This window comes from Cupriavidus sp. WGlv3 (assembly GCF_023952475.1).
GTDB classification, from domain to species: domain Bacteria; phylum Pseudomonadota; class Gammaproteobacteria; order Burkholderiales; family Burkholderiaceae; genus Cupriavidus; species Cupriavidus phytorum.
Genome location: NZ_JALHRX010000006.1, coordinates 66313 through 81361, shown reverse-complemented (window position 1 = coordinate 81361; position 15049 = coordinate 66313). Strand labels below are relative to the sequence as shown.

12 protein-coding genes are annotated in these 15049 nt (G+C 69.1%); 7 read left to right on the top strand and 5 right to left on the bottom strand.

What is annotated here, in order from left to right; translation table 11 throughout:
• Positions 1–29 precede the first annotated feature (29 nt).
• Positions 30–2243: a TonB-dependent siderophore receptor gene (locus MKD38_RS12775; RefSeq protein WP_252677310.1), complete on the top strand. Its 2214-nt coding sequence runs from the start codon at positions 30–32 to the stop codon at positions 2241–2243.
• Between the two features lie 156 nt (positions 2244–2399).
• Here MKD38_RS12775 and MKD38_RS12770 read toward each other — a convergent pair whose 3' ends face one another.
• Positions 2400–3074, bottom strand: coding sequence for an SOS response-associated peptidase (locus MKD38_RS12770; protein WP_252677309.1), 675 nt, complete (start codon positions 3072–3074; stop codon positions 2400–2402).
• Positions 3075–3306: 232 nt separating this feature from the next.
• Between MKD38_RS12770 and MKD38_RS12765 the strand changes: the two genes are divergently transcribed.
• Positions 3307–4971: an AMP-binding protein gene (locus tag MKD38_RS12765; RefSeq protein ID WP_252677308.1), complete on the top strand. Its 1665-nt coding sequence runs from the start codon at positions 3307–3309 to the stop codon at positions 4969–4971.
• Positions 4972–5151: 180 nt separating this feature from the next.
• Positions 5152–5883, top strand: a complete 732-nt coding sequence (locus MKD38_RS12760) for a BON domain-containing protein (protein WP_252677307.1) — start codon at positions 5152–5154, stop codon at positions 5881–5883.
• Positions 5884–5901: 18 nt separating this feature from the next.
• Here MKD38_RS12760 and MKD38_RS12755 read toward each other — a convergent pair whose 3' ends face one another.
• Positions 5902–6993, bottom strand: a complete 1092-nt coding sequence (locus MKD38_RS12755; protein WP_252677306.1) for a GlxA family transcriptional regulator — start codon at positions 6991–6993, stop codon at positions 5902–5904.
• Between the two features lie 183 nt (positions 6994–7176).
• Between MKD38_RS12755 and MKD38_RS12750 the strand changes: the two genes are divergently transcribed.
• Both MKD38_RS12750 and MKD38_RS12745 read left to right on the top strand, forming a co-directional pair.
• Positions 7177–8436: a M20/M25/M40 family metallo-hydrolase gene (locus tag MKD38_RS12750; RefSeq protein ID WP_252677304.1), complete on the top strand. Its 1260-nt coding sequence runs from the start codon at positions 7177–7179 to the stop codon at positions 8434–8436.
• Between the two features lie 125 nt (positions 8437–8561).
• Entirely contained in the window at positions 8562–8825 is a 264-nt protein-coding gene (locus tag MKD38_RS12745; RefSeq protein WP_115713445.1) for a hypothetical protein, read from the top strand.
• 12 nt (positions 8826–8837) lie between these two features.
• Here the strand turns inward: MKD38_RS12745 and MKD38_RS12740 are convergent, their stop codons facing one another.
• The 3 genes from MKD38_RS12740 to MKD38_RS12730 all read right to left on the bottom strand — a co-directional run bounded on the left by MKD38_RS12740 (position 8838) and on the right by MKD38_RS12730 (position 12205).
• On the bottom strand, positions 8838–10415 hold the full coding sequence (locus tag MKD38_RS12740; RefSeq protein ID WP_252677302.1) for a phospholipase D family protein: 1578 nt from the start codon (positions 10413–10415) through the stop codon (positions 8838–8840).
• 127 nt (positions 10416–10542) lie between these two features.
• Positions 10543–11115: a superoxide dismutase family protein gene (locus MKD38_RS12735; RefSeq protein WP_252677299.1), complete on the bottom strand. Its 573-nt coding sequence runs from the start codon at positions 11113–11115 to the stop codon at positions 10543–10545.
• A gap of 154 nt (positions 11116–11269) precedes the next feature.
• Entirely contained in the window at positions 11270–12205 is a 936-nt protein-coding gene (locus MKD38_RS12730) for a LysR family transcriptional regulator (RefSeq protein ID WP_252677297.1), read from the bottom strand.
• 419 nt (positions 12206–12624) lie between these two features.
• Here MKD38_RS12730 and MKD38_RS12725 point away from each other — a divergent pair, with 419 nt between their 5' ends.
• Positions 12625–13533 (top strand): alpha/beta hydrolase, encoded by a 909-nt coding sequence (locus MKD38_RS12725; protein ID WP_252677295.1) that lies wholly within the window; start codon positions 12625–12627, stop codon positions 13531–13533.
• A gap of 246 nt (positions 13534–13779) precedes the next feature.
• Complete coding sequence (locus tag MKD38_RS12720) at positions 13780–15021, top strand: efflux RND transporter periplasmic adaptor subunit (RefSeq protein WP_252677293.1); 1242 nt, start codon at positions 13780–13782, stop codon at positions 15019–15021.
• The last annotated feature ends 28 nt before the right edge of the window (positions 15022–15049 follow it).

Here is a 15049-nt window from a genome sequence, read left to right as displayed (position 1 = left end):
CGGCTCCGCCACACTTTGACCCCTGAGTGATGCCTCTGCACCCGAACCGTCGGGCAAAGCCGTGCTTTGCCCGCTCCGCGCTTGTCACCCCCTGCCGTCTTTCCCTTACCACCTTCGTGCTGAGCCTGCAGGCAGGCGGCGTGTTTGCGCAGGCCGGCGAGAGCCCTGTGCCTGCCGCGCCGGCGGCCGCAGCCGCGGCGGAATTGCCGGCCGTCACGGTGCGCGCCAGCAACGACGATGAAACCGCCACTGGCCCGGTCCATGGCTTTGTGGCGAAACGCAGCGCCACCGCCACCAAGACCGACACGCCGGTGATGGAGACGCCCCAGTCGATCACCGTCATCACGCGCGACCGCATGGAGGCGCAGGGCGCGCAGACCGTGCAGCAGGCCATCGGCTATAGCGCCGGTGTCTACGCCGGACCGTACGGCAATGACGCGCGTGGTGATTGGGGCAAGTTCCGAGGCACGGACTTCACGCAGTATCGCGATGGCTTGCTGAACCAGGTCGGCTTCTACAACAACGTGCGTCCCGATGTTTACGCACTCGAGCGCATCGATGTGCTGCGCGGGCCGTCGTCGATGCTGTTCGGGCAGGGCGCGGTCGGCGGCATCCTCAACCTGGTCAGCAAGCGTCCGCAAGCGGAAGCGGCGCGCGAGATCGGGGTACAGTTCGGCAACTACAACCGCAAGCAGGTGCAGGCGGACGTGACCGGCCCGCTCGATGCGGACGGCAAGTGGCTGTACCGACTGGTGGCGCTGGCGCGCGACAGCGACACGCAGGTGGATTACGTGCAGGACAACCGCTACCTGATCGCGCCGTCGCTGACCTGGCGGCCGACCCAGGACACCTCGCTGACGCTGCTGGCCAACTTCCAGCGCGACGTGAGCGGGACTTCGGTCGGTTTCTTCCCGTGGCGCGGCACGCTGACCCCGAACCCGGGCGGGCAGATTCCAGACCATCTGTTCATCAGCGAACCAGGCTTTGACCGCTACACCGCGGAGCAGCAGTCGGTCGGCTACGAATTCCAGCACAAGGTCAACGACACCGTGACGGTGCGGCAGAACCTGCGCTACTCGCACAGCTCGGTCGACTACCGCAGCATTTATGCCGCCGGCTTCAACGGTGCCGGCCATGGCTGGGTGCCGGGCAGCAATTCGCTGCTGCGCCGCACGGTCTACGTCAACCAGCCGACGCTGAATTCGTTTGCCGTTGACACGCAGGCGCAGACCAACTTCCGCACCGGCCCGGTCCAGCACACGCTGCTGACCGGCGTGGACTACCAGCACTCGGAAATCACCGGCAACACCGGGGTGGGCGGAACCGCTGCCCCGCTTGATGTGTTCAACCCGGTCTACGGCAATTTCACGCTACCGGGCTCGCGCGCCCTGAATCCCGCGACGCAGGCGCAAACCGGCCTGTACGTGCAGGACCAGCTGGCCTGGAACAAATGGCTGCTGATGCTGGGGCTGCGCTATGACTGGTCGCGCGCCGCGCAGGACAACACGCCGTCGGCCAGCCGCGACGACAGCGAGCTGACCAAGCGCGCCGGCCTGATGTACCGCTCGGACATCGGCCTGAACCCGTACGTCAGCTACTCGGAGTCGTTCCAGGGGCTGGCCGGGTTCAACAAGGCCAACCAGGCCTTCAAGCCGCTGCGCGGCTCGCAGTGGGAGGCGGGCATCAAGTACCAGCCGCCAGGCAAGAACGCCACGCTGACCATCGCCGCATTCGACATGCGCGAGAAGAACCGCAAGACCGCCGGCGTGGTCAACGGCATTCCGGATTCGGTGCAGGTGGGCGAAGCGCGCACGCGCGGCATCGAAGTGGAGGCACTGGCTTCGCTGACGAACCGGCTCGACCTGATCGCGACCTACACCTACCTGGATGCGCGCGTGATCGACGGCACCCCGGCCGAGGTCGGCAAGAAGCTCGCGAGCACGCCGTCGAACATGGCATCGTTGTGGGCCAACTATCGCTTCAAGCTGTTCGGGATGCCGGGCTTCGTGGCAGGCGGCGGCTTGCGCTACGTCGGGCCCAGCTATGACGGCACCGATCAGAACCGGGTGGGGGGCGTGACGCTGTACGACGCCATGATCGCCTATGACCGCGGCCCGCTGCGGGTCGCGCTGAACGCCAACAACCTGTTCGACAAGCAGTTCCTGACCACCTGCCTCGCGCGCGGCGACTGCTACTTCGGCGCGCGCCGCACGGTGGTGGGCACGGTCACCTATCGCTTCTGAGCTGGGCCGGCGCAAAGAATCGAGCCCCCGGCCGGGGTGGTCGGGGGCCCGATCAGCAACCAGACGCTCGTCGGCGCCCAGCAACGAGTGTAGTCGGGAAAATCGCCATGGCAAGGGTGGGGCGGATCGAGCCCAGCCGCCGCCGCGCCGGTCGCGCTAATCCGCGTCGGGAATGGGCGCTCCCTGCACTTTGGGCGCCGGCTCGGCGTGCAAGGCATCGGCCGGCAACAGCTTCAGGAAGGTGCGCGCGATCTCGGGGTCCCGGCACGCCAGCCAGTCGTCCCAGTGTGCGCGCGGCACGATGACCACGGCGCGCTTTTCGTCGCCCGGCTTGTGGAAGCGCTGCAGCAGCGGGTGCTGCGCCGAATTCACGGTCAGCATGGTGAAGGACAGCGCCTGGTCCGGCCAGCCGCGCCACAGCCCGGCAATGCCGAAGGCCGGCTGGCCGGGCAGCCACACGCGCCAGCGCACCGGCTTGCCCGGCGCCGCACCGTCCGCCACATTTTCGGGGTACGCAAACTCGTAGAACGCCGTGGCCGGTATCAGGCAGAGCTGGCCCTGGCGCCAGTAGCGCGCAAAGGCGGGCCGCTCGCCCACGGTTTCACTGCGGGCATTGGTGGTGTCGTAACGCCGTGCGCCAGGTGGAATGCGCGCGCGCGGCACCATGCCGAACGAGGCCAGGTCGGCGCTGCGTGCACCGCCGTCATCGGCGCGCACGATCGGCGCCGCATAGTCGGGGTAGGTCTCGGCCTTGTACACGCCCGCGGGTGGCTCCACGCCGAAGATCTCCCGCAGGATGCGGCGCTGGACCGGGGCATAGTTGGTGCACATGCGCTGTCTCCCGAAGGTGATGCCCGTATCGTGTGGGGCCGGGGGCGCCGCGTCAAGCGCGCTTCGGCGTCCGTTGATCCGCATGGCAGGGATGGCAAAAACCGTCAGCCGCGCTGGCGGAATCGGTTATTGCCCGATCGGCGCGCCGTGGCGCACACTCTTGCGGCAGCCGTGGCGCGGCCAACGCGCACGGCCACCGACTACAAGGCACAAGCCGGATCCAGGAGACCCCATGCGCGACTACGCCCAAGCTTTTGACGGATTTTCCTATGACGACGCCGTGGCCCGGCAACTGCACGGCAGTCTGGCGGCGATCAACGCCTGCGTCGAATGCTGCGACCGGCACGCACAGCCTGGCCGCATTGCGCTGAACTGGGAAGGGCGCAACGGCGATGCGCGCAGCTGGACCTTCGCCGAACTGCAGGTGCTGTCGGCACAGTTCGCGGGCTTCCTGAAGGCACAGGGCGTGCAGCCGGGCGACCGCGTCGCGGGCCTGCTGCCGCGCAACGCGGAACTGCTGGTGACGATCCTTGGCACGTGGCGCGCCGGGGCCGTGTACCAGCCACTGTTTACCGCCTTCGGCCCCAAGGCCATCGAGCACCGGCTCAATGCGTCGGGGGCAAAGGTGGTGGTCACCGATACGGCCAACCGGCCCAAGCTGGACGAGGTGGCCGGCTGTCCCGCCATCGTCACGGTGACCGGCACCCAGGGGAGCGCGGAGCAACACGCTCTGAACGCGGGCGACTTCAGTTTCCGGGCCGAGCTGGCACGCCAGCCGGCATCGTTCGCGCCCGTGATGCGGCGCGGCGACGACCCCTTCCTGATGATGTTCACCTCCGGCACCACCGGCCCGGCCAAGCCGCTGCTGGTGCCGCTCAAGGCCATTGCCGCGTTTGCCGGCTATATGCGCGACGCGGTCGACCTGCGCGACGACGACGCGTTCTGGAACCTGGCCGATCCGGGCTGGGCCTACGGCCTGTACTACGCCGTCACCGGGCCGCTGTCGCTGGGCCATGCCACCACGTTCTACGACGGCCCGTTCACGGTCGACAGCACCTGCCGCGTCATCCGCAAATACGGCATCACCAACCTGGCCGGCTCGCCCACGGCCTACCGGCTGCTGATTGCGGCGGGCGAGGCCGTGTCCGGGCCGCTGCGCGGGCAGCTGCGTGCCGTCAGCAGCGCCGGCGAGCCGCTCAATCCGGAAGTGATCCGCTGGTTCGCCAGCGAACTGGGCGTCACCATCCACGACCACTATGGCCAGACCGAGCTGGGCATGGTGCTGTGCAACCACCACGCCCTGGCCCACCCGGTGCGCATGGGTGCGGCTGGCTTTGCCAGCCCCGGGCACCGCGTGGTGGTGGTCGACGACGCGCTGCGCGAACTGCCGCCCGGCCAGCCGGGCACACTGGCGCTGGACCTGAAGCGCTCGCCGATGTGCTGGTTCGGCGGCTACCACGGCACGCCCACCAGCGCCTTTGCCGGCGACTACTACCTGACCGGCGATTCCGCGGAGCTCAATGACGACGGCAGCATCAGCTTTATCGGCCGCGCCGACGACGTCATCACTACCTCCGGTTACCGGGTGGGGCCGTTCGACGTGGAAAGCGCGCTGATCGAGCACCCGGCGGTGGTTGAGGCCGCGGTGATCGGCAAGCCCGACCCCGAGCGCACCGAGCTGATCAAGGCCTTCGTGGTGCTGGACCCGCACCATCAGGGCTCGCCAGAACTGGCGGAGACGCTGCGCCTGCACGTGCGCACGCGCCTGGCCGCGCATGCCTATCCGCGCGAGATCGAGTTCGTCGCCGAACTCCCCAAGACCCCCAGCGGCAAGGTCCAGCGCTTTATCCTGCGCAACCAGGAAGTCGCCCGCGCGCGCGAGGCGGCGGGCGCCTGAGTCCCTGCCGGCACGGATGGGCCGGCCGGTGGCGGTCGGCGCCCGCGGCGGACCGCTTCCTATAATGAGGAAGCGGTTGCCGGGGTCCCGGGGGTGAAGGAGGCCGCGGCGCCGCTCCCGCGCGCCTGCAGGCAGGGGCGCGCATCCTTCCATCTCCAGACCAACCGGCGAGGCGACAACATGCAGAGTAGCGAAGCGGTGCTGACGCAGGCGCGCGCAGCCCTGGCCCATGTGCCCTATCAGGGCCATGTCCTCCATCCCACCATCCAGCTGCGGCTCTCGGACGGGGCGCTGATCCTCGAGGGCGAGGTGGCCGATATCGTCGACAAGACCCGGGCCGCGGCGACGCTGCGCCGCGTGGACGGCGTCACCAGCGTGATCGACCACCTGCGCGTGGCCGACGGCGGCGTCCCGGTCGGCGACGGCGAACTGCGCGACGCGGTGTGCGAGCGCCTGCTCAATGCCGTCGAATTCCACAATTGCAAGATTTGCGCACGCGTCAAGGGCAAGCCAGAGGCCATGCGCGAACCGGTCAATGAACGCAACGGCTGGATCGAGGTCGCGGTGCAGGACGGCGTGGTGACGCTGTGGGGCCAGGTGATCAGCCTGTCGCACATGCGCCTGGCCGGCGTGCTGGCGTGGTGGTCGCGCGGCTGCCGCTGCGTCGTCAACGAACTGGTGGTGGCCCCCGCCGAGACCGACCGCGACGATGAAATCACCGAGGCGCTGATGCTGGTGCTCGAGACCGACCCCTTCGTCGATGCCGCCCAGGTCAGCGCGCATACGCAGGACCGCGTGGTCACGCTCGAGGGCTGCGTCAACAACGAGCGCACGCGCCGCCAGGCCGAGCGCGATGCCTGGTACGTGCAGGGCGTGGAGGACGTGGTCAACCACATCTCGCTGCGCCCCTGAGCGCGGGCACGGCACCGGCTATCGGTGCGCGGCGCGCTTTGCAGCGGTATCTTCCATGCGCCAGTAGCGCCGCCGCGCCCGCAGCGCAAAGCGGGCGCGGTAGTCCGACATCGACATGCCGGTGGCGCGCTGGAACAGCCGGCGGAACGCCGCGGCGTCGCTGTAGCCGCACGCCTCGGCAATGGCATGGGTGCCGTGCAGCGTGACCTCAAGCAGCATGCGGGCACGCTCCACGCGCAGCTTATGCAGGTAATCCAGCGGCGTCATGCCGGTGACCTGGCCGAAATGCCGCAGCAGGGTGCGTTCGCTGACCGCCGCCGCCTGCGCCACCGCGGCCAGCCGGTAGGGCTCGGACACATGGTCGCGCAGCCATTGGATGGCGCGGTAGACCGGGCTGTCGGCGGTGCGGCCGAGCCAGCGTTGCGACACCAGCGCCGGCACGCTGCGCTGGCGTTCGGGCTGGAACAGCATCAGCCGCGACGCCGCCTGCGCCAGGTCAGGGTCGTGCAGATGGCCCAGCACGCGCAGCATGAATTCCACCTGCAGCGCGGGCGCCACGCACGAAAACACCTGCCCGTGCACGCTCATGGCCGCGTCGCTGGTCAGATCGCAATGCGGGTACTGGCGCGCCATCCAGCTCTGGAACATCCACGGCGCCCCCACGCTGGCGCCATCCAGCAGGCCGAGCTGCAGCGGCAGCACCATCCCCGACGCGCACGCAGCGATCCAGCCGCCGGCGCGCGCATGGCGCTCCACCAGGCGCAGCGCCGCGGCATCGCGCGGCACCAGTTCGCCCAGCTGCGGCGCATTGCTGGCCAGCAGCGCGGGAATGACCAGCAGCGTACGGCTGCCTGGCACGCGTGCGCGCCGCGTCGACGATACCAATCCCGGCAACTCGGTGGCCAGTGTGCGGCCGTTGGCGCGGCACAGTTGCCAGCTCAGCGTCGGCGCGTCACCGGGGCGCTGCAGGCTGGCCACGCCGGCCACCGTGCGCAGCACGTCGAGCGTGGTGAACAGGCTGCCGGGCATGGCTTGCGGCAGCCACAGCAGGCGCACATGCAGCGGGACGTTCTGTGATGATGGCGCGATGGCGGCGGTGGGGGCTGGCATGCCTTGAGGCGTTCGAATGGTTGAAGATGGATCGGATGCCGAAACGCCGTGGCGGGATCGGCATCCGGATTGGCGATATTGAACCTCCCCATAGTGGCTGGCAAGGACTAGCATCGTGCCGTTGTGCCGCGGCGAACGGCCATGATCGCGGCACCGCCAACAAGACCACACCGAGGAGATTCCATGCCGTTTTCCGTTCGCCACGTTGCCATTGCCGCTGCCCTGACGCTTGCCGGGGCCGGCATGCCGGCCATTGCCGCGCAGCCCGATGCCGCGCTGCTGTCCGCCGCGCAGGCCGCACAGCCCAGGGTCGTGCAGTCGCTCAAGGAGATGGTGTCGATCGAATCCGGCAGCGCCAATGCCCGGGGGCTGGCGCAGATGGCCAGCTACACCGAGAAGCGCCTGCAGGCGCTGGGCGCAAAGGTGGAGCGGCTGCCCGTAGCCAAGGGCCCGGGCACCATGGTCAAGGCCACCTTGACCGGCACCGGCAAGCGCCGCGTCATGCTGATTGCCCACCTCGACACCGTCTATCCCGACAACACGCTTGCCACGCAGCCGATCCGCGAGGAAGGCAACCGGCTCTATGGCCCGGGTATTGCCGACGACAAGGGCGGCATCGCCGTGATCCTGCATTCGCTCGAGATCCTGAAGCAGCAGGGCTGGCGCGACTACGCGCAGATCACGGTGCTGTTCAACCCGGACGAGGAGGTCGGCTCGGTCGGTTCGGCCGAAACCATTGCCACGCTGGCCGCGCAGCATGACGTGGTGCTGTCGTGCGAGCCCACCGCGGCCAAGGACGTGGTCAAGGCCGAGGCGCTGCTGCTGGGCGCCTCCGGCACCGCCACCGCCACCATGCAGGTCAAGGGCCGCGCCTCCCACGCCGGCGCAGCGCCCGAGCGCGGCCGCAATGCGCTGCTGGAGCTGGCGCACCAGCTGCAGCAGACGCGCGACGCGGCCAGCCTGGTGCCGGGCTCGCAGCTGAACTGGACCCAGGCCCAGGCCGGCACGGTGCGCAACCAGATCCCGGAAAGCGCCGTGGCCTATGGCGACGTGCGCACCACGGCCGCCGGTGCCGCCGAGAAGCTGAAGGTGGCGCTGCAGGACAAGGTCAAGACCAGCCAGCTGGTGCCCGACACGCACACCACGGTGACGATGGAAGAGGGCCGCCCGCCGTTCGTCGCCGATGCGCGCGGCCGCGCCCTTGCCAGGCGCGCACAGGAAATCTATGCCGAACTCGACGGCCGCACGCTGGCGCTGGCCGAAGGCACCGGCGGTGCCACCGACGCCAGCTATGCCGCCCGCTCGGGCAAGCCCGCGGTGGTGGAAAGCTTCGGCCTGGCCGGCTTCGGCTATCACGCGCGCGACGAATACATCGAACTGGATTCGATCGTGCCGCGCCTGTACCTGATGACGCGGATCCTGCAGGATATTGGCCGCAACTGAGCCGTCGCCACCGGGCCGGCCCCCGGGCTTTCCCCCATCCCGGCAAAGGCCAGCGGCAGGCCTGCTACAGTGTCATGGCCGCCATGCAGGCGGCCATGACAAAAGAGCTTCCGGGGAGACAGCAGATGAATCGCAAAGGCCTGGTCGACGCCGCCATGGCGCTGGAGGACCTGGCGGCCGGCAATACGCCCGCGCCCGCCCAGGTGGCGGCGGGCGCCGCCGCACTGGAGAAGATCCATGCCGATTTCCCGGCCTGGCGCGACGTGGGCGATGCACTGTTCGGCCTGAAGGCGCTGGCCGGCGGCAGCGGCATGGGGCTGGACGAGAAGGGGCGCCAGCGGGCCGGCCGGCTGGCCGATGTGGTACGCAGCCTGATCGACCAGATCTGAACGCCCGCGCCGCTACAGCATCGACTCGATCGGCAGGATCGAAAGGAACCAGATCCCAAGCCGACGCCACCAGCTGGTGTTCGGCTCGGTGTCGTGGCGGATGATTTCGTCGCCGCGCCGTTCCAGCCAGTAGAGCCGGCCGGTCTCGTCCAGCCTGACCTGATAGGCCGCTTGCGGGACCACGCTGGCGAAGGTGGATTCGATCCGGCCCGCCAGCGCGGGGCTGTCGATGATAAAGCCGAGTTCGGTGTTGAGCATGGCCGAACGCGGATCGAAATTGAACGAGCCCACGAAGACCCGGCTGCCGTCGACCCCGAAGGTCTTGGCGTGCAGGCTGGAGCCCGAACTGCCGAAAGGGCCGGCGCGCTCTTCCTTCTTGCGCGGCGCGGCCGCGCGCCGCAGTTCGTACAGGTCCACACCCGCCTCGAGCAGCGCCTTGCGCCGCTTGGCATAACCGGAATGCACGGCGGCCACGTCGGTGGCCTCCAGCGCATTGGTCAGCACGCGTACCGCGACGCCGCGCCTGGCCATGTCGGTAAAAAAAGAGGTGCCGCCGCTCGAAGGCACGAAGTAGGGCGAGATCAGATCGAGTTCGCGCTGCGGCTCGCCCAGGATTTCGCGCAGCTGATGCACTACCAGCGTGCTGTGCGAGGCTTCGCCCAGCGCCTTGGCGGGGTTGTCGCTGACCATGCGCGTGCTTGCCCACTGGAACTGCAGCGTGCCGTCCAGCATCCGCTGCACGTCGGGCAGTTCACGCACCGCGGCAAGGTAAGCCGCAGCGGCCGGATTGCGCTCGACCTCGCGGGCGTGCCCGACCAGCGCCTGCAGCCGCTCCACGCTGACCGGCGGTAGCAGCCGGTCCACCGGGTAGGCCGAGGCGCTGGACCAGTAGCGGTCGAAATCCTGTGCCACCTCGCCGGCCGCGGGGCCGACGGCAATCACGTCGAGGTCGGCGAACAGCACGCCGTCGGTGGCGCCGAAGTACTCGTCGCCGATATTGCGCCCGCCGATGATGGTGGCAACGCCGTCGGCGGTGAACGACTTGTTGTGCATGCGCCGGTTCAGGCGCCGGAAATCCGTCAGGAAATTGAGTGCCTTGGGGTGGCGGATCACGAATGGGTTGAAGAGGCGCACTTCGACCTGCGGGTGTGCGTCCATCGCGGCCAGCAGTTCGTCCATGCCGGCAATGCCGTTGTCATCGAGCAGCAGGCGCACGCGCACGCCACGGTCGGCGGCCTCATGCAGGGCCTCCAGCAGCAGCGTGCCGGTCAGGTCGTCGCGCCAGATGTAGTACTGCACGTCGAGCGTTCGCTGCGCGGTACGGGCCAGGTGCACGCGCGCGGCGAAGGCGGCGTAGGCGTTTTCCAGCGGGTGGACGCCGCTCAGCCCCGGGTGGCGCGCCACTTCGCCGGCCACTGCCCGGCCCAGCGGCGTGGCCTGGGCTTCGGTCGGGGTCAGCGCAGAGGATTCGGTGCGGGGATGCAGCGGCGGCAGCGCGCAGCCGCCGAGCAGGGCGGCGCAGCATAGCATCAGCGAGCTGGCGCGCAGGCGGCGGTGGGGAACGAAGGCGGCGTCTGTCGGCAATGGCATCAGGGGTCAGGGCGGACCGGTTGCTCACCCCGTGGTTGCGGCGATGCCGCCATGTTGCCATGCCGCGCCGGGGGTGTCGCGATTCACGCAGGCCGGCACGCGGGCGCGCCGACCGTGCGTGCGCTGCTCAGGACCCCGCCACCACGCCGCAGGCAACGCGCCCGCCGGCATTGCCGGTGGGCTGCGTCTTGTAGTCGTCCGGATCCTTATGCACGACCACCGCGCGGCCGATCACGCTGTTGGCGCCGGTGCCTACCGACAGCGACGGCAGCAGCATGCTGACGCGCACGTTGCCGTTGGCATCGGCGGTGACGTTGTTCATGTCGCCGGCATGGTGGTCCGGCATGGTCATCTGCCCGTGGGGCTTGCCGGTCGGGTTGAAATGGCCGCCCGCGCTCATCGCGTCAGGCGCGGAGCAGTCGCCCTTCTCGTGGACGTGGAAGCCGTGGACCGAATTGGGCGGCAGCCCGGTAATCGCGGCGGTCATCATCACGCCGCCGGGCTGCTGCTGGAAGCTAACGGTGCCCGCGGTGTTGGAGCCGCTCTTGGGCTGCAGCGTGGCCGAAGCCCGGGCACCGCTGGTGGCGCCGGTGGCGGACGGCTGGGCCGCGGACGACGAAGGCATGCCGGAGCCGGCGCAACCGGCCAGTGCCATGGTTGCGGCAATGCACGCCGCCAGGGGGAGGAGCACTTGTTTCATCGGAATCCTCTTCTTGTCGTGATTTCGGAAGAAACAGTATAGGTCGGCTGCCGCTGAACCGATTTCCGGTTTTGTCCTACCTGCCGCCGGGCATACGCGCCGCTGGCGGATCGCGCCAGCGCATGTTAGTCACGCAGATCGGCCACGCAAACATTCAGGCCGCCACGGGCAGCGGCTGCTGTGCCGCACCAAAATGCGGATGACGCGAGAACAGCTCCGCAGCCCAGTTCACGAACACCCGCACCTTGGCCGACAGGTGCCGGTTCTGCGGGTACATCGCCGAGATTGGCAGTTCATCGGTCTGCCAGTCGGGCAGGATCTCCACCAGCCGGCCGCTGGCCACATAGGGCTCGGCCATGGCGCGCGAGATGCGGGCGATGCCGTGGCCTTCCAGCGCGCAGCCGAGGTAGACATCGGCGTCATTGGTGGAAATGGCGGAGGGCAGCAGCACCTCGCCGCGCTCGGTACCGCGCGCCAGCGGCCACGGCATTTCCCGGCCGGTGCGGTTGGACAGGAAATTGACCGCCTTGTGCTGTGCCAGTTCGGCCAGGTCGCGCGGCGTGCCGCTGCGGTTCAGGTAGATCGGCGAGGCGTAGAACGCCAGCTGCACGTGGCCGATGCGGCGGGCCACCATGGCTTCGTCCAGCGGAATGCCGACGCGCAGCACCACATCGACGCCTTCCTGCAGCAGGTCGATCGGCTTGCCGTTGATGGTCAGCTCCAGCTTCAGGTCCGGATAGGCCTGGAAGAATTCATGCAGGTGCGGCACCAGCACCAGTTGCGCCAGCCCGGCGGTGGTGTCGACCGACAGCGTGCCGCGCGGCGAATTGTTCTGGCGCGTCAGCGACTGCTCGGCCTCCTCGACATCGGCCAGGATGCGCACGCAACGCTCGTAGTACGCGGCGCCGTCGTTGGTCACGCTGATGCGGCGCGTGGTCCGGTGCAGCAGCTTCACGCCGAGGTGGGTCTCCAGGTTCTGGATCAGGCGGGTCAGCGTGGCCTTGGGCAGGTCCATCGATTCGGCGGCACGCGCAAAGCTGCCGACGTCGACGACCCGGGTGAATGCCTGCATTGATACGAGACGGTCCATGATGAGGTTCCGACGATAGATCCGAAACGGCGCGCCGCCGGCGCTCGTGGCGCACGCGGCCTGTCTTGTTATTGTGATGGGGAGTCTGCCGGCTGCTGGCACTGGGTGCGCGCTGGCTGGGCGCGATGCCGGCATGGGTACAGTCAGGCGTCCGGCGCCGCAAGAATCCTGCCCGCGGGCCGGGCGCGCAACGGCCTGGCCAACCGCCGCGCGTGCCGAGAGCGGGAGTGAATCACAAAATCCAAGACCTTGTCATGCGTGGGGATTTCATTTTGCAGACAGATGACAGGCCGGTTTGCGATTATTCCAATCCCGGAACAGTGCATTGGCGATCTCTCGCTTTATCCCATCCTCGTCAATCACCATAATCCGTTGCATCGCAACACTCAAGCGCATTGTCCATGCCGTGCGCCGATGCCATGTCACAGAAGCCAGGCCAACGCTCCGCAGCCGCCAGCGCCGCCAATGCCCCCGCGGCAGCCGGGCCGGGACAGGCGCGCGTGGCCGAGCACACGGTGACCAGCGACGGCCGCGAGATCCTGGTGCGGGTGTGCTATCCGCCGGGCTACCCGGCACCGGGCATCGACAGCGCCGCGCTGCTGCCGTGGCTGGTGTACCTGCACGCCGGCGGCTTCGTCGACGGCGGCCTGGAGCACGCCTGCCACCTGGTGCAGGACCTGGCCACGACGGTGCCCGCGGTGGTGGTTACGCCGGCGTATTCGCTGGCGCCCGACCACCCGTTCCCGGCAGCGCCCGAGGATGCGCACAGCACGGTGCAATGGGTGTTGCGCAATGCCCGGCGCCTGAAGGTCGACAAGACCCGCTTCGCGCTGGTGGGCGAGGAAGCCGGCGGCAACCTGGCGATCGCGCTGGCGCAGATGCTGCGCGACCGCGGTACCGCCCAGCCGCGCGGCCAGTGGCTGATCCGCCCGGTGACCGATCCGTGCCTGCAGCACGCCTCCTGCGCCGGCTTTGGCGGCGGCACGGTGCCGATGGAAACGCTGCGCCGGCTGGCCGACAACTATCGCGACTACCTGCCGACGCCGGCCGATACGGTGCATCCGTATGCCGCGCCGGCGCTGGCCTCGCGCCTGGCCGGGCTGCCGCCCACGCTGGTGCAGGTGGCCGAATACGACGCGCTGCGTGCCGAAGGCGAAGCCTTCGCCGGGCGCCTGGGCAAGGCCGGTGTGCCCGCCCAAGCCATGATCATGCCCGGCGCCTGCGGCGACGGCGTGGAAGAGGCCCATGACAGCTGTCAGGCATGGGTCGACGAAGGGGCGCGGTTCCTGCGGCGATGTCTGGCCGTGGCCGACGCTACCTCACCTTGACTGAACGCTGCGCTGGCGCCAACGCCAGCCGGCCTGGAGCCAGGCCCGCCGGCTGAGCCGCTCCAGACAACCGCCAGCCGGCTCTGTTTCGGCCAGAGCCAGGACCGCAGCGCGCGCCGTGATGCGCGCGGTCCCAAGTCCGACCATCAGTTTGACCATGGTTCCGATCCGCCCGCGCGGACCGGCAGGCGGCGTTCGGCCATTTGCTTTTCCGGTTGAAGAAAACCCGATCCAGGAGTTTGAGAAATGCAGCAGCAGAAGCGACGTACCCTGATTGCCCTCGCCATCGTCGTGGTGCTCGGTGCCGGCGTGGCCGGTTCGATCCTGCGCCCGTGGCACAGCGGCGAAGCCCACGCCAACACGCCGCCGCCGGCGCCGGCCATCGAGGTGGCCGCGGTGGTCGGACAGACCATCACCGAGTGGGATGAATTCTCCGGCCGCCTGGAAGCGGTGGACCGGGTCGAAATCCGCCCGCGCGTGGGCGGCACCATCGACGCCGTGCACTTCCGCGAAGGCGCGCTGGTGAAGAAGGGCGATCCGCTCTTCACCATCGACCCGCGGCCTTATGCCGCGGAGGTGGCACGCGCCGAGGCCGCGCTGGCCGCGGCGCAGGTGCGCGCGGCCCACGCCAAGAGCGAAGGCGAGCGCGCCCAGCGCCTGCTGGACGACAACGCGATCTCGCGGCGCGAGTTCGACGAGCGCATCCATGCCGCGCGCGAAACCGGCGCCAACGTGCGCGCCGCGCAGGCGCAGCTGGAAACCGCGCGTCTGAACCTGGCCTACACCCGCATCACCGCGCCGGTGTCCGGCCGCGTGTCGCGCGCCGAGATCACGGTCGGCAACCTGGTGGCGCCCGGCGTGGCAACGCCGCCGCTGACCACCGTGGTGTCGGTGTCGCCGATCTATGCCAGCTTCGAGATCGACGAGCAGAGCTACCTGCGCTACACCGCTCCCGGCGCTGGCGGCGGACAGGCCAACCTGCCGGTCTTCCTGGGCCTGGCCAACGAAGACGGCCACCCGCACCAGGGCAAGATCCAGTCGGTCGATAACCGGCTCGATACCCGCAGCGGCACCATCCGCGTGCGCGCGGTGTTCGATAACGATGACGGCCGCCTGCTGCCGGGCCTGTACGCCAAGGTCAAGATGGGCGGCGGCGCGCCGCATGCGGCGGTGCTGGTCAACGACCGGGCGGTCGGCACCGATCAGGGCAAGAAGTTCGTGCTGGTGGTCGACAAGGCCAACAAGCTGGTCTACCGCGAAGTCGAGCTGGGGCCCAACTATGAAGGCCTGCGCGTGATCCGCAAGGGGCTGAAGCCGGGCGAGAACATCGTCGTCAACGGGCTGCAGCGCGTGCGGCCGGGCGACACGGTGCAGCCCAAGGCGGTGACCATGGCCTACCGCAGCGAACTGGAACCGCGCCCGGCAGCGCCCGACCGCAAGCAGGCCGCGAGCGAGAAGGGCGACGCGGACGTGAAGCCGGTGAGTTAAGCCCGCACACCCTGCGCCCCTAGTTTTG

Coding starts and splice junctions, on each gene's coding strand:
- MKD38_RS12775 (WP_252677310.1), top strand. CDS start 30: ATGCCTCTGCACCCGAACCGTCGGGCAAAGCCGTGCTTTGCCCGCTCC.
- MKD38_RS12770 (WP_252677309.1), bottom strand. CDS start 3,074: ATGTGCACCAACTATGCCCCGGTCCAGCGCCGCATCCTGCGGGAGATC.
- MKD38_RS12765 (WP_252677308.1), top strand. CDS start 3,307: ATGCGCGACTACGCCCAAGCTTTTGACGGATTTTCCTATGACGACGCC.
- MKD38_RS12760 (WP_252677307.1), top strand. CDS start 5,152: ATGCAGAGTAGCGAAGCGGTGCTGACGCAGGCGCGCGCAGCCCTGGCC.
- MKD38_RS12755 (WP_252677306.1), bottom strand. CDS start 6,993: ATGCCAGCCCCCACCGCCGCCATCGCGCCATCATCACAGAACGTCCCG.
- MKD38_RS12750 (WP_252677304.1), top strand. CDS start 7,177: ATGCCGTTTTCCGTTCGCCACGTTGCCATTGCCGCTGCCCTGACGCTT.
- MKD38_RS12745 (WP_115713445.1), top strand. CDS start 8,562: ATGAATCGCAAAGGCCTGGTCGACGCCGCCATGGCGCTGGAGGACCTG.
- MKD38_RS12740 (WP_252677302.1), bottom strand. CDS start 10,415: ATGCCATTGCCGACAGACGCCGCCTTCGTTCCCCACCGCCGCCTGCGC.
- MKD38_RS12735 (WP_252677299.1), bottom strand. CDS start 11,115: ATGAAACAAGTGCTCCTCCCCCTGGCGGCGTGCATTGCCGCAACCATG.
- MKD38_RS12730 (WP_252677297.1), bottom strand. CDS start 12,205: ATGGACCGTCTCGTATCAATGCAGGCATTCACCCGGGTCGTCGACGTC.
- MKD38_RS12725 (WP_252677295.1), top strand. CDS start 12,625: ATGTCACAGAAGCCAGGCCAACGCTCCGCAGCCGCCAGCGCCGCCAAT.
- MKD38_RS12720 (WP_252677293.1), top strand. CDS start 13,780: ATGCAGCAGCAGAAGCGACGTACCCTGATTGCCCTCGCCATCGTCGTG.